The 13404-nt window shown below is 43.2% G+C and carries 16 protein-coding genes; 3 read left to right on the top strand and 13 right to left on the bottom strand.

Going from position 1 to position 13404, the window contains the following annotated elements; all coding sequences use genetic code 11:
* Positions 1 to 17: 17 nt before the first annotated feature.
* Together LRR81_RS16360 and LRR81_RS16355 are read right to left on the bottom strand one after the other, a co-directional pair.
* A complete protein-coding gene (locus LRR81_RS16360; RefSeq protein ID WP_231790467.1) occupies positions 18 to 449 on the bottom strand; it encodes a universal stress protein in 432 nt (143 codons plus the stop codon).
* A 94-nt stretch (positions 450 to 543) separates the two neighbouring features.
* Complete coding sequence (locus tag LRR81_RS16355; RefSeq protein WP_231790466.1) at positions 544 to 1494, bottom strand: ring-cleaving dioxygenase; 951 nt, start codon at positions 1492 to 1494, stop codon at positions 544 to 546.
* Between the two features lie 186 nt (positions 1495 to 1680).
* Between LRR81_RS16355 and LRR81_RS16350 the strand changes: the two genes are divergently transcribed.
* On the top strand, positions 1681 to 3024 hold the full coding sequence (locus tag LRR81_RS16350; RefSeq protein WP_231790465.1) for a sugar porter family MFS transporter: 1344 nt from the start codon (positions 1681 to 1683) through the stop codon (positions 3022 to 3024).
* Between the two features lie 66 nt (positions 3025 to 3090).
* Here LRR81_RS16350 and LRR81_RS16345 read toward each other — a convergent pair whose 3' ends face one another.
* The 4 genes from LRR81_RS16345 to LRR81_RS16330 all read right to left on the bottom strand — a co-directional run bounded on the left by LRR81_RS16345 (position 3091) and on the right by LRR81_RS16330 (position 5353).
* On the bottom strand, positions 3091 to 3726 hold the full coding sequence (locus LRR81_RS16345) for a GDSL-type esterase/lipase family protein (protein WP_231790464.1): 636 nt from the start codon (positions 3724 to 3726) through the stop codon (positions 3091 to 3093).
* A 133-nt stretch (positions 3727 to 3859) separates the two neighbouring features.
* Positions 3860 to 4114, bottom strand: coding sequence for a GlsB/YeaQ/YmgE family stress response membrane protein (locus tag LRR81_RS16340; RefSeq protein WP_231790463.1), 255 nt, complete (start codon positions 4112 to 4114; stop codon positions 3860 to 3862).
* Positions 4115 to 4134: 20 nt separating this feature from the next.
* A complete protein-coding gene (locus LRR81_RS16335) occupies positions 4135 to 4398 on the bottom strand; it encodes a GlsB/YeaQ/YmgE family stress response membrane protein (RefSeq protein ID WP_231790462.1) in 264 nt (87 codons plus the stop codon).
* A 319-nt stretch (positions 4399 to 4717) separates the two neighbouring features.
* Positions 4718 to 5353, bottom strand: a complete 636-nt coding sequence (locus LRR81_RS16330) for an FMN-dependent NADH-azoreductase (RefSeq protein ID WP_231790461.1) — start codon at positions 5351 to 5353, stop codon at positions 4718 to 4720.
* 237 nt (positions 5354 to 5590) lie between these two features.
* Here LRR81_RS16330 and LRR81_RS16325 point away from each other — a divergent pair, with 237 nt between their 5' ends.
* The gene (locus LRR81_RS16325; RefSeq protein ID WP_231790460.1) at positions 5591 to 5923 is read left to right on the top strand and encodes a winged helix-turn-helix transcriptional regulator; all 333 of its coding nucleotides are present in this window, start codon (positions 5591 to 5593) and stop codon (positions 5921 to 5923) included.
* A 37-nt stretch (positions 5924 to 5960) separates the two neighbouring features.
* Here the strand turns inward: LRR81_RS16325 and LRR81_RS16320 are convergent, their stop codons facing one another.
* From LRR81_RS16320 to LRR81_RS16310, 3 genes are read right to left on the bottom strand one after another with little or no spacing between them, the layout of a single operon-like run.
* Entirely contained in the window at positions 5961 to 6494 is a 534-nt protein-coding gene (locus LRR81_RS16320) for a GNAT family N-acetyltransferase (protein WP_231790459.1), read from the bottom strand.
* 17 nt (positions 6495 to 6511) lie between these two features.
* On the bottom strand, positions 6512 to 8494 hold the full coding sequence (locus tag LRR81_RS16315; protein ID WP_231790458.1) for an alginate lyase family protein: 1983 nt from the start codon (positions 8492 to 8494) through the stop codon (positions 6512 to 6514).
* Entirely contained in the window at positions 8487 to 8918 is a 432-nt protein-coding gene (locus LRR81_RS16310) for a hypothetical protein (protein WP_231790457.1), read from the bottom strand. Before LRR81_RS16310 ends, LRR81_RS16315 begins: the two co-directional genes overlap by 8 nt.
* 230 nt (positions 8919 to 9148) lie before the next feature.
* Here LRR81_RS16310 and LRR81_RS16305 point away from each other — a divergent pair, with 230 nt between their 5' ends.
* On the top strand, positions 9149 to 9937 hold the full coding sequence (locus LRR81_RS16305) for an aminoglycoside phosphotransferase family protein (RefSeq protein ID WP_231790517.1): 789 nt from the start codon (positions 9149 to 9151) through the stop codon (positions 9935 to 9937).
* Between the two features lie 34 nt (positions 9938 to 9971).
* On the opposite strand, the gene LRR81_RS16300 is transcribed toward LRR81_RS16305, so the two are convergent.
* The 4 genes from LRR81_RS16300 to LRR81_RS16285 form a co-directional block, all read right to left on the bottom strand.
* The gene (locus LRR81_RS16300) at positions 9972 to 10577 is read right to left on the bottom strand and encodes a lysophospholipid acyltransferase family protein (protein WP_231790516.1); all 606 of its coding nucleotides are present in this window, start codon (positions 10575 to 10577) and stop codon (positions 9972 to 9974) included.
* Between the two features lie 229 nt (positions 10578 to 10806).
* On the bottom strand, positions 10807 to 11166 hold the full coding sequence (locus LRR81_RS16295) for a hypothetical protein (RefSeq protein ID WP_231790456.1): 360 nt from the start codon (positions 11164 to 11166) through the stop codon (positions 10807 to 10809).
* 15 nt (positions 11167 to 11181) lie between these two features.
* Complete coding sequence (locus LRR81_RS16290) at positions 11182 to 11709, bottom strand: NAD(P)H-dependent oxidoreductase (protein ID WP_231790455.1); 528 nt, start codon at positions 11707 to 11709, stop codon at positions 11182 to 11184.
* 82 nt (positions 11710 to 11791) lie between these two features.
* The gene (locus LRR81_RS16285; protein ID WP_231790454.1) at positions 11792 to 13402 is read right to left on the bottom strand and encodes a DHA2 family efflux MFS transporter permease subunit; all 1611 of its coding nucleotides are present in this window, start codon (positions 13400 to 13402) and stop codon (positions 11792 to 11794) included.
* Positions 13403 to 13404 lie beyond the last annotated feature (2 nt).

Here is a 13404-nt window from a genome sequence, read left to right as displayed (position 1 = left end):
AAGGCGGCTTTTTCTATCTACTTTATAACCAGTACAGGACAATTGGATAGCTGAAGAACACTGTGGCTGACGCTGCCCAGGAACAGCTCCTTGAAGCCTCCAAGACCTCTGCTTCCCATTATAATCAAATCCGAGCTGTTCATAATGGCATACCGGACAATTTCTTCCCCTGGTGCCCCCTGCAGAACAGCAGTGTCAGTAGTTCTCTCAGGCAGGTCCTCCCGAAGCCGTTCGCAAACTCTTTTCATTAAAAGAGCTGCCTCTTCAAATTCATCTTCAGCCATTCCATAATAGGAATTTGTTGCAGCATACTTGGAAGGGCTGATCACCATTACAGCTTTCACTTCAGAATCAGGGCTGCCTTTCGCCAGAGCTACAGCTTCCTTATAGGCTTTTTTGCTTAACTCGGAACCGTCATAAGCGACAAGAATTTTTTTGTATGAATTCATTCGGAACCCCTCCTGTCTCTTTTCATACTTCTATTATACTCCTAATAAAAGAGAGTGTTTATAGAGAAAAGGACAAAAGAGGATTAAGCTGCAGTCAAAAATCCAGCGGTTTCAATTTCGCCTCAATCTGTTCTCTTTGCGGCTCAAGAAAAGGGGGAAGCGCTAGCGTTTTTCCCAGTTCATCGGCAGGTTCATCGACGTCAAAGCCCGGGCCGTCTGTTGAAAGTTCAAAAAGGATGCCATTCCTGTCCCGGAAGTATAAGGCTTGAAAGTAAAATCTGTTTACTATGCCGGAATTGGCAAAGCCAAAGGATTCAATTTTTTTGTTCCACTGTTCCAATTCGTCTCTATTGCCCACTCTTAAAGCGACATGATGAATGCCGCCCCTGCCAATTCTCTCTGCCGGCAAATCCGCATGCTGAATAACGTGAATTTCGCTTCCCGCTCCGCCTTCTCCTGTCTCAAAAACGCTTAGTGAGGACTGCTCGTCAATCTTGTATTCGGCTTTCTTGCGGAATCCCAGAACCTCTTCCAGCACCCTGAATGTCGGGCCAGTTTTATTAACAGTCAGCTGAACCGGTCCAAGCCCAAGAATGCCGTTTTCTTCAGAAATTTCCTCTGTCACCCAAGGCATGCCATTTAATGAAGCTTCATCAGCCAGCAAAAGCACATCCAAGCCTTCTGGGTCACTGAAAAACAGTGCCTGTCTTCCATCCAGCTCATGAATGTCTCCAGTCTGTATGTCATGATTTTTTAATCTTTGCTGCCAAAATTGCAGTGCTTTGCTGCTTTTTACCCTAAGAGAAACGGCTGAAATGCTTCTCGCTCCTTTATGTGTCCGCGCTGCTCTCGGGATTTCAAAGAAGGTGAGCTCGCTCCCCGGAGAAGCATTTTTGTCGCCGTAAAAAAGATGATAAACGCTTGTATCATCCTGATTGACCGTCTTTTTAACAAGCCGCATCCCCATTACCTTTGTATAAAAATCATAGTTCTTCTTTGCATCAGCTGTTAAAGCTGACACATGGTGTATGCCTTTTATTTTCATGGTTCTCCCCCTTTTATCTCGAAAACAATTATCTTGATTTAAAGATATTAAAATATGGCCATTTTGTCAACAGCAAGACACCGGTTTAGGGAATTTTCCTTAGGGTATATTCAAGTAAATATGGAAATTCACGACGCAATGTAACCGCTTTACGGTTCCTTTGCCCCATTTTAAGGAGGCCGCCTTATGAAAGGAAAAACAAACAAAGCACTCATTTATTTCTTTGGTGCACTCGGAGGGTTGCTCTACGGTTATGATACCGGGGTAATTTCGGGTGCATTGCTGTTCATTAAAAATGATATTCCCTTAACAGATGCGCTTCAGGGAGTTGTTGTCAGTTCCCTCCTAGTAGGTGCTATTATCGGTGCAGGCTTCAGCGGGATGCTTTCAGACAGGATCGGAAGAAGAAAGGTTGTCCTGCTGATTTCCATTGTATTTGCCTTTGGCGCTCTTGGCGCTGCCCTTTCTGTGAATGCCGTTATGCTGATTTTGTTCCGCATCGTGATCGGTTTGGCAGTAGGAGGATCTACAGCTCTTGTGCCGGTATATTTATCAGAAATGGCTCCGACCCATATAAGAGGTGCTCTCTCCTCTTTAAACCAGCTGATGATTACGATTGGTATTCTTGTTGCTTACCTTATCAACTTCGCCTTTTCCGCTTCTGAGGGATGGCGCTGGATGCTTGGACTAGCCATTGTTCCATCTTTAATCCTGCTCGCAGGTGTTGCCTTTATGCCGGAAAGCCCGCGCTGGCTTATTAAAAAGAAGCGCGAGGATGAAGCAAGAAAGGTGATGGAATTAACCCGGAACAAGCAGGAAATTGAAAAAGAATTGAAGGAAATGAAAGAAACAGAAAAAGCAGAAGAGAGTACAAGAAGCATTTTGGCTTCCCCTTGGATGAAGCCTATGCTTGTTGCCGGCATAGGCTTGTCTATTTTTCAGCAGGTCATTGGAATCAACGCGATTATTTATTATGCTCCAACCATTTTTGAAAAAGCCGGCCTTGAGGCTTCTTCATCCATTTTAGGAACAGTAGGAATTGGAGCGGTGAATGTTCTCATGACACTTGTTGCCATTGCGGTCATTGATAAAGTCGGCCTCAAAAAACTCCTTCTGGCCGGAAACATCGGAATGGTGCTTGCCCTTTTAGCACTGTCCGTCATCTTGCTTACAGCAGGCCTTACTCCTGCCACAGCCTGGTATACGGTAATTCTGCTCGGACTTTTCATCGTGTTTTTTGCCGCAACATGGGGACCTGCAGTATGGGTTATGCTTCCTGAGCTTTTCCCGCTGAAAGCACGCGGAGCAGGCACAGGGCTGACAACTCTATGCTTGTCTGCAGCAAATCTCGTGGTCGCTTTGCTTTTCCCTATTTTGCTCGGAGCAATCGGCCCTGCCTACATTTTTCTTATCTTTGCGGCGATCGGCGTTCTGGCCTTCCTGTTTGTGTCCAAATTTGTTCCTGAAACAAAAGGAAGAAGCCTTGAAGATATTGAGAAAGATTTGCGCAGCAAAATGTCTGCCTCTTAACTGCAGGGGATTTTTACTTAATAACCAAGCAGCCCGGTCCTGTAATCAGACCGGGTTTTCTATTGGCTATTTTGCCGGCAAATGATCATAGCCAAGCTCTGCAAGCTTTTCAGCTATTACTTGATAGCCTTTGTCATTAGGATGAATATGGTCCGCTGATAAATATTCTGTTTCGCGGTTTTTAAATGCACTGTATAAATCCGCAATTTTTACATGCTCTCCAAACCGGAAGCTTTGAATCACCTGATTAAATTTCCTTACCCATTTGTCTGCGATTGGAATATCAGGAAATGGATTATACAAATTGCAAAGCCGGATAATAAAAACTTCTCCTTTTTTCAGCTCATTAATTCTTTCTATGATCTTTTTGAAATTCTGCTGACATTGAGCAAGTGCCTCCATAAAGATTTTTTCGTTATTGTGCTGCTGAAAATCCCGCGTGGCCTGAATCAGGTCATTTCCCCCTGCTGTAATGGTAATCATTTCAGCTTCTTTAATGCTTTTTTGAATAAGCGGTATGTTCAGCTCTTTCAGTACATCAGCTGTTGTGTATCCAGAATGCGCATAGACCGTGAGATCGATCCTCTGCCCAAGATTTTTTTCCGAAAGCCTTGCATAGCGGCGGGTAAACCCTGGTGCAAGGAACGAAGCTCCTCTACCCGCTGTTAAGGAATCACCAAGCGCCGTATATTGATAAGCCAAGTCCCATCGCCTCCTTTTCGAATTTCTTAGATGTGTATTGATATGCCCAGAAAAGGAGGGTGGTGACTGCAGTATTTGAATTGGGAAAGAAGCTGCAAAAAAAGAGGCGGTCCTTGGAAGGACCGTCTCTTTGTTAAGCTGTGCGGCGTGCCGCTTTCATGATCAGGCTTACGATAAATACGAAGATAATTGCTCCAATTAATGCTGGGATGATTGCAATGCCTGCGATGGAAGGACCAAAGCTTCCAAAGACAGATCCGCCAATCCATGCTCCGATTATGCCTGCAATAATATTTCCAATAATGCCGCCTGGTACGTTTTTTCCTAGTATAATACCGGCAAGCCATCCAATAAGGCCGCCGACGATTAAGTATAAAATAAAGCCCATTATAGCTTACCCCCTAAATTTTAGTGACTTCTTGTGCCTCTGCGCATAGAACGAAGAATCAAACTTACAATGAAAACAAGAATAATGGAACCGATTAGAGCTGGAATAATATAGATGCCGCCTAATTCCGGACCAAAGCTACCGAACAGCGTACCTCCAAGCCATGCTCCAATGATACCTGCAATAATGTTTCCGATAACTCCGCCTGGTACATCTTTACCAATTATAAGTCCTGCTAACCATCCGATAATACCGCCTACAATTAGAAAAATAATAAATCCCATTTACATTCACCTATCCTTTCGAGTGTTTTTGTATTTCTGCTAGGTATTTTCCCCATTTCCTTAAAAACAAACACCAAATATAAAAATTTCTTCATCGTTTCGCTTAATTTTGTTTGTTTTAAGGTTCTTTTGGCCTGATTTTTGTTTAAAATAGTCGAATATCGCGGGCTTTTTGAGGAGTAATCCTGAAAGGAAGGGGATAAGCGAACAATCTGTCATGGATTTAGATAAAATGAACCCTGACGAATGCAAAACGTACATTGCCAAGGCGGCACTTCCTATAAATAGAAAAAGCCCGCCATCAGGCGGGCTCGAAAAATTAGAAAGTTTTTGCCATATCTTTAGCGCGTGCAATCGCATTTTGTCTGATTTCTTCTGCTTTAGCAGGCTGAGCGTTATGGCCTTCCACGAACAATCCTTCAAATTGAGTAATACCAAAGAATTGCATGATAATACCGATGTAACGGTGGCCCATTTCCATTTCAGCTGCAGGTCCTTCAGAGTAAAAGCCTCCGCGAGCTTGAATGTGAATCGCCTTTTTATCAGGAAGAAGCCCTACCGGACCATTTTCTGTATACTTAAATGTTTTGCCGGCTACACAGATAGAATCAATGTAAGCTTTCATAACTGGAGGGAATGAGAAATTCCACAGCGGTGTTACGAATACATATTTGTCTGCTGAAACGAATTGATCCGCAAGCTCTCCAAGACGGCTTACTTTTGTTTGTTCTACATCAGAAAGCTGGTTAAATTCAGAACCGCTTTGCAGTTTGCCCCATCCGCTGAATACATCCGCGTCAATTTGAGGAATGGTTGTTCTATAAAGGTCAAGGTGAACCACTTCATCATTCGGATTCTCTTCTTTGTAAGAATTCATGAACTGACTTGCTACTGCCATGCTGTAGGAAGCTGTTTCGTCATGAGGATGTGCTGTAATATAAAGTACTTTAGCCATACATAAACCTTCCTTCTGGTTAGAATAGTGATTGTGCAAAAAAATCCTCTGTAAAAGGTTTCCCTTCACTTGAAATTCAAAACGCACAATATGAAATAGTAAAAGCATTTTAACTTACTTTCTGTAAGTAAGTTTATAATAGTACATTAAGTACGTCAAGTATTTTATTTACTAAAGATAATGATTTATCTAAAGGTAACTTTATTGTATAATAATCCGATAAGGAGGTGTGAAAAAATGAATAATCCAGTGCTATGTTCAAAGGTCGAAAAAGGAATGAAAATAATCAGCCAAAGGTGGACCAGTCTTATCATCTATCAGCTGCTTAACGGACCCCAGCGATTCTGTGAGGTGGAAGCTTCGTTGCCAATCAGCGGAAGAGTCCTTTCAGAGCGTTTTAAGGAATTAGAACAGGAAGGTATTGTAAAAAGAGAGGTATTCCCTGAAACACCTGTCCGGATTGTATATTCGCTGACTGACAAAGGAAAGGCGCTTGAGCCGATCATGAGAGGCATTGAAGAGTGGTCCCATTCATGGATAGAATTGCCGGCACAGCAAAAAGCAGAATAGCCGAAGACCATTCTGCTTTAAGAGCCGCTCATCCGCACTAGAGATTTTCCGCAATTGCAAGCCCCATATTTTCAATACTGAAGATGGATAAATGTTTGTTCCATCGGTAAATTTTCCCCTCATATGTCATCCCGATTTTTTCTGCTACCCTGATAGATGGAATGTTTTTAGGGTCTATCAGGGAAATGATTTTATCGAATTTCCATTCAAAAAGGCCAAAGCGAACACAGGCTGCTGCCGCTTCAGTTGCAAAGCCCTTTCCCCATGCAGATTTCTTGAAAAGATAACCAATTTCCATTTCGACCGCACCCTTTATCTTTTGCGGCACAATGCCGCACTGCCCGTAAAATTCCCCTGTATGCCTGTCTTCTGCTATCCACATGCCGATGCCGAATTTCCGGTAATTCTCCATCGTCCAGCCAATCCATTCTTTCGTTTCTTCATCATTTTTTGTTGATGGATAATATTGCATTGTTTCATGATCAGAAAAAATAAGCTTTAAAAAATTAAAATCTTCTTCCGTCATTTGCCGAAGAACCAATCGTTCCGTTTCACCCATGATACACTTCATACAAAAGCGCCCCAATCTTATGTTTTCAGCCTGACCGCTTTCCACTCGCCATTCCTTTCTTCCAGCAAAACAGCTTTGCCATAAAGCGGGATTTGCCGGTCGGCTAAGAATAGAAAGCTTTCTTCATAATTTTCTTTGTGAAATAGGACGGCTATCTGCTTTTTACTTCCTGAAGTGATGCGAAACGCAGTAACCTCCTGTGCCGCCAATGGCTCCTCTTCCCCAATTTTCCAAATGCCTGTCTTTTCTATCAGTGTTTCTTCCTTTTGATTTTTTCCAATGATGAAGGATGATGTCACACTTTCCTCAATAAAAGGATGAATGGATATGACAGTCACCGCATTATTGATTCCGTTGTAGTTTTTCGATTGAATATCTTCTGCGCGGTTTACGGTACAGTCAGACTCGTGGTAAATCTCAAGCATTGTATTAGAAACGGCCGCAGATGTTTTAGTGCCGGAAACCGTTACTTGCACGTCAGAATCAAAATGATACCTTTTTGCAAGCTGATGGCAGCCCTCCATTACAATCCGGTCACACAAAATCCACACAGCCGGTTCCACAAATAATAGTTTGCGGATTACCAAGCAAGGGGTTCCATGTTTGCCAAATCCAAGAAAGCCGATTTCAGTATAGTACGCTCCGTCTTTTTCCGAAGAAAAGGTGAAAACTGGTTCTGCCGCTTTCCTGTATTCCCATGAACTGCTTCCTATTGTAAAAGGATCGTTATCCACTGTAACCGTATTGTGAGCGGCAGCACTCTTCAGGTAGAGCCTGACATAATCGTTTTCACAATAAGTATACCGGCCGGGATCTATTAAAAAAGGAATACCATTATATACAAGATTGAAATGTCCTAAGTCTGCATGGCCGTGCCCGCTTCCAAGCGCTGTGTTATGTATCGACCAAAAATTCGCTCCGGTTCCCCAATGCGAACGGTAATAAATGCTGCCGCTGTTTTCACTGAGGCCAGCCAGCGGTTCTTTTTTCTCCAGCTTTTTGTAGGCTGTTATTCCAGGAATTCCGAGAAAAAATGCTGTATCAAAATCTGCCTCTTCATATCCTGTATACTTCCATTCCGGCTGCTCAAGCAGGATCGCCCCTTTCACCAAGAGGTCCCTTGCATCTGTGACATCACTGTCACCTTTCGCCAGCTGGTTTCCGCCCGGCTGCATGGAGATCATCACTGTTTGCAGCATCTTACACAGCGTGCCCCTAATGTCAGGGGCCCTCTTTTCTGGATGCTCCATACAGTAATGCCAAACTGTCAAGCAGGAAGACAGCACCTGAGCATGATACAAAGGGGACTGCTCCCAGTGCATCCCATCTTCAAGAACTTGAAGCTTCAGCTGTTCCTCCAGGCTGCCTGCAGACCAGCTGAAAAATTCTCCTTCCTCTCCGAACCATAGGAGATACGAAAGAATTCCTGTTACCTGGAGAACACCCCAATTGCTTAAAAGATGCTTAGGCATAGTCCTGCTGCGGATGGAATGTGTCTGCTCCTCCAAAGAAAGAAGGATTTGTGCTAATTCTTCTTCACTGATTTTATCCAATGCAATCAAATGGAGAAGGCCCTGCACCCAGCTCATGCAGCGGATGCCAGTGTCAATTGTCCGCCAAGCCTTGCTTCTGTACTGCCCTGATACTGGATTAGCAGAGATCCAGCCTAAAATATATTCTTTCCACTTGTCCAGATAAGCATCATTCTCTGTCATGTAAAAGGCTGCAAGCAAGTCTTGCAAATATTCCTGCCTGTTCAGCATAAAGGTCCATTCTTCGTCTCCATTTGCCGAAGCAAGCCAATTCATTTTTTCCATCCGGAACGGAATGGCTGACTGTTCCATATCCCATCTCCGGCTGAAAAGAAAAACCTGATCAAGGAGCATGTCAGCATTGCGCAGGGCAAGTCTCCCTTCATCAGGGAAATAGACCATACTATGACAGAGAGCACTTTTTATTTCGAGACTTTCAATATACCGGCAGATTTCTTTTCTATTCATGTCCCCCCTCCTGCCTTGCCATTCCGCTGTGGTACCCGCTGAATAAAAAGCAATGTGATCCTTCCTTTTCTTTCATTTCAACAAGCTTGAATAAGACGTCTGCTGAAGGTTCATAAAATAAAAGCAGGCAAATATTAATTAAAGTCTGAAAGGAAGCACCTGAGATGATCACATGTTTCTCAGGCACCTTTTCCTGCATCATCATCCGGAAAGCCAGCTGCTGCGGCAAGCCTCCAGTTACATCTGCATAAAAAACCATTTGGCGATGCTCCCTGAACAAGGCCTTCAGCTTTTCCAGGAACGAATGCTCCTCTCCTTCATATTCCGCCACATGAATCTCATCTATTCTGCCTGTAATTAGGGAAAGAGCTGATTTACACCCTTCAGGAAAGGATCCATATCCAATGATTACTAATTTATACATATTTCAGCCTCTTTAATTTTAATTTTCTGACTATTTTTATTTTAGCAAATTATTTGCTTTTGTCAGACAGTTTTTCGCTATGATAAAAGAAAAAAAGCTGGTGTTTAATGAGGCTCCCTGATGAATTTATACAAAATATTCAAGAAGCATTTCCTAAATATGGCCCCTTATGGCTTTTAAGACTGGACAAGCTCATCTGTGAGTGCGAAAGAAGATGGACTTTAAAGGTGATGCCGCATTATCCGCTTTCCTATAATTTCGCAGCACCTGTTAAATGGGAAGACGGAAAAGAAGCGGTATTGAAGCTTTCGGTTCCAGGTCCTGAGTTTCAAGCAGAAGAAAAAGCTCTCCGTGTTTTAGAGGGTGATGGCATGGTGAAGCTGCTGGAATCTGATCTTGAAAGAGGAATTTTACTTCTTGAACGCCTTTCACCGGGAACAATGCTTTCTGATTTAGAAAACGAAGAAATTACCCTTCAAATAGCAGCTGACGTGATGAAAAGAGTTTGGAAGAAGGCACCCTTTCATTCACCGCTTCCATCTGCTGCCTCAAGAATAGAAAGCCTTGAAACCATATACCGCCTTAATCCGGACGGCATCGGCCCAATCAGCAAAGAATTGCTGGGGAACGCTCTTTATACTTTCCAGAGCATGCATAGCACAAGAGAAGAATTCTATCTGCTTCATGGAGACTTGCATCATTTTAACATTCTGCAATCCGGGCAGGACAGCTGGCATGCAATTGATCCAAAGGGGCTGACAGGCGAAAGGGAATATGATTTGATCCAATTTCTTCTGAACAGGCTTCCTGAAAACGAGGATCCACTTGCTGTCATCCGTAACAGGGCAGTGTTTTTTAGTGAGGCATTGAATCTCAATAAAGAAAGAATATTGTCCTATGGTTTCTGCCACTCTGTTCTGGCTGCAGCTTGGTCAGTTCGAAAAGATGAAAGCTTTAACAAGTCTTTCTTTTCAGCGATTTCTGCCTTTCAGCGCTTGTTAAATAAAGAATTCCCATAATATGATTAAATTAAAAAAGCGCCCAAATGGGCGCTTATTTCGCGTTAATCTCAAGCTGAAGCTTTTTAAACTGTTCGTTCATTTCATTCATCATAATGTCCACCTGCATCTTTTTAGGAGCATCCTCCTGCAGTCTGATCGGCTCTCCAAAGATCAGGCGGGGTTTTTTCCTTTGAAACAATTCTTTTAAATTTGCAGGGCCTGCATAGGCAGCTGGCACCAGTGCAACTTTAGAGGTTGCCGCAATCGTAACAGCTCCTTTTTTTAATGGCACTTCATCAGATGTTCTCGTTCCGCTTGGGAAGATTCCGATCACCTTGCCTTCTTTCAAAAGCTTTCTCGGCACTTTGATTGTACTTGGCCCGGGATTATCACGGTCCACTGGAAATGCGTTCAAATGCTCCATCAGCCATTTAAGGCCTGCTGACTGAAAAAGCTCTTTTTTCGCCATATAATTGACCTTAACAGGCAAAATGGAAACGCCGAGCCATAAAACATCTACCCACCCCGAGTGAGTGCACGCAACAACATATCCTTCGTTTTGAGGCAAATGATGCTTATTATATACCTTCAGCCTTCCGAAAAGACTCAGCAGAAATTTCAGTAAATACCCAGCAAAATAATAAACCAATTTCACCATTCCTTTTTTATGCTTAATTGACAGCTTTTCTGCATCTTCCACTACATATTATCAAGCGGTCTGCTGCTTCCGTCAATTCTTTTTCGCTTTTTCATTAGTATAACACCAACAAATAGTACTTGGTACTAATTTGTTGGCAGGGCATATAGAAGGAAATATAAACCATGATTTTTTATTAAGGTTTTCTTACTTTCGCACAAAAAAAGCACTGCAAATTGCAGTGCTTTTTTTACTCATCTTTTTTATCGTTAATGGATTTTAGAGCATTACGGTAAAAATCATCGTTTACCTTTTGCTCTTTTTCTGCTGCAGCAGGCGTGCTGTTCAATTTATTTAATGCCGATCGATAAGATTGATCATCCATTTTTGATCTGGATCTTTTAGAAGTCCTTGACATAGCAGGCGCTTCTTCTTCCTGTGCCGGAGCTGTTTCCTCTTCCGTTCTGATTTCCGTCCTGCTCTTCTTCTCAGCTTTTTCCTCTGAAAGTCCATCTTTGGATTTCCTAGCTGAAGCTGACTGAATATTCATGGAAACCATGACGGCTATGACGACAACAGCTATAATGACACAGATGATTATAATCATCATAGTAGCATCTCCCTCTTACGCCTTTTTGAGGTTTTGAGTAACAGTTGCAACCCGAACGCCAAGCGCTCTTCCAAGCTGCAAGCCGTTTTCTGAAATAAATTCGCTGCTGTCTACAGGGCAGGTTACACCTACTCCGTAGTAGGAGCCATATAAGGCATTTTCCGGTATATTTCCTGGCAGGCCTACAATAATCATACCCTGGTGAAGCATTGGGGTAATCATATTCAGCATTGTAGCTTCAAGTCCGCCATGTGTCGTAGCTGTTGTACAGAACACAGCTCCGATTTTATCTATCAATTTACCTTCAGCCCAAAGATAGCCAAGCTGGTCAATCCACGTTTTTAATCCTGAGCTGATGGTTCCAAAGTGACCAGGTCCTCCCCAGATGATGGCATCCATTTCTGGAAGCTTCCGGACGTTTGCATGGTCAACGTGATCAATGTAAACTTCTGCGCCTGGAACAGATTGCGCCCCTTCAGCGATGGACTGGGCAAGAAATTTTGTATGTTCGCCTTCAGAATCATAGACAACGTAAATTTTCATCATGGTTCCCCCTATCATTCAAGGTAATTAAACAAAGAGACCGGCTTCACAGTGCATTGCTGCAGAAGCCGGATAATCTCTTTTACATATCTGCAGCTGACTTAGGAGCTGGAAGCATGCGCACTTCTTTGCGCGCTTCTTTTTTGATCGCGTAGTTTTTGTCCTTCCTTACGTCACGAAGGAACAAGCTCAGAATAAATCCAATGATAATCAGTCCGGATGCCCAGAAAAAGGCATCATCAATTCCCATTACATTGGATTGCAGCTGTGCCTGGCCGGAAAGAATCGCCATTGCCTGGGTCTTCGCCTGCTCTAACGGCATATGCATCGTTTGAGATATATTTTGCACAAATTGCTGGAATTGCATCATAAAATTCGGATCAGAAGAATCTGCCTGATTTGCCATGTTGGCAAAATGGAAGTTCGTTCTTGTTGTATATATAGTCGTCACCAAGCTTGTTCCAATAGAACCGACTACTTGGCGAAGCGTATTGGACATCGCTGTACCATGCCCGTTCAAATGCCTTGGCAGCTGGTTCATACCAGCCGTCATGACCGGCATCATTAGAAGGGACATACCAAACGTCCTTACCATGTAAAGAATCAAAATGTACTGATAGGATGAATTGATCGTCAGCGTAGTGAACTCATAAGTTGTAACAAACGTAATCAGCAAGCCGACAATGGCAAGCGGCCTTGGACCGAATTTATCAAAGAGAATACCGGAAATTGGTGACATGACAAGCATGACAAGCGCTCCCGGCATCATCAAAAGACCTGACTCGAGCGGAGTAAATCCGCGCAGGTTCTGCAGATAAATCGGCAGTAAGAACATCCCTGTGTAAAGAGCAAATGTAATAATGGCACTGATTACATTCGCTAAAGAAAACATATCATATTTAAAAACTCTGAAGTCAAGCATCGGTTTACTGGATCTCAGCTGCTGGAGTATAAATACTACAATAGCAACGACCCCAACGATGATTGTGGAAAGAACAACTGGATCAGTCCAGCCGTTTTTACCTGCTTCACTCACTCCGTAAAGGAGGAAGCCCACACCGATAAATGAAGCGGCCGTACCAAAAACATCAAGACCGATTTTTTTCGGCTCAATCAAGTTTTTCATAGTAAAGATCGCAATGATTATTACGATGATACCAAGTGGAACCATTCCGTAAAACATGACTCTCCAGCTGTAATTCTGAATGATCCATCCAGAAAGAGTCGGTCCTGCAGCTGGTGCGAACATCATCGCAAGTCCGAAAATCCCCATCCCTTTTCCGCGGATTTCAGGAGGGAAAATGTAAAGAATCATTGTCATAACAAGCGGCTGAAGAACACCGCCCCCAACCCCTTGAATCAAGCGGCCGACCAGCATGACAGAGAAGCCAGGAGCTGCACCGCAGATAAATGTCCCAAGAGTGAAGCAGGACATCGCCACAATAAACAAAGCACGCGCTCCAAAACGCTCGATCAAATAGGCTGATAACGGAATCAGCATCCCATTCACAAGCAGGAAGCCTGTGGATAGCCACTGGATGGTTGTTGCCGCAACACCGAATTCATTCATTAAATGCGGCATTGCCACATTCAGCAGTGTCTGATTCAATATGGCCAGGAAAAGACCAAGCATCAGTACAACCAAGAGCGGTATATGCTGTTTTACGCCGTTATCCTGTGCATTTGAAGCCATAC

Source organism: Metabacillus kandeliae, from assembly GCF_021166585.1.
GTDB classification, from domain to species: domain Bacteria; phylum Bacillota; class Bacilli; order Bacillales; family Bacillaceae; genus Metabacillus_B; species Metabacillus_B kandeliae.
The sequence above is the reverse complement of the archived record's forward strand: the minus strand, read 5'-3'. Positions and strand labels throughout refer to the sequence as shown.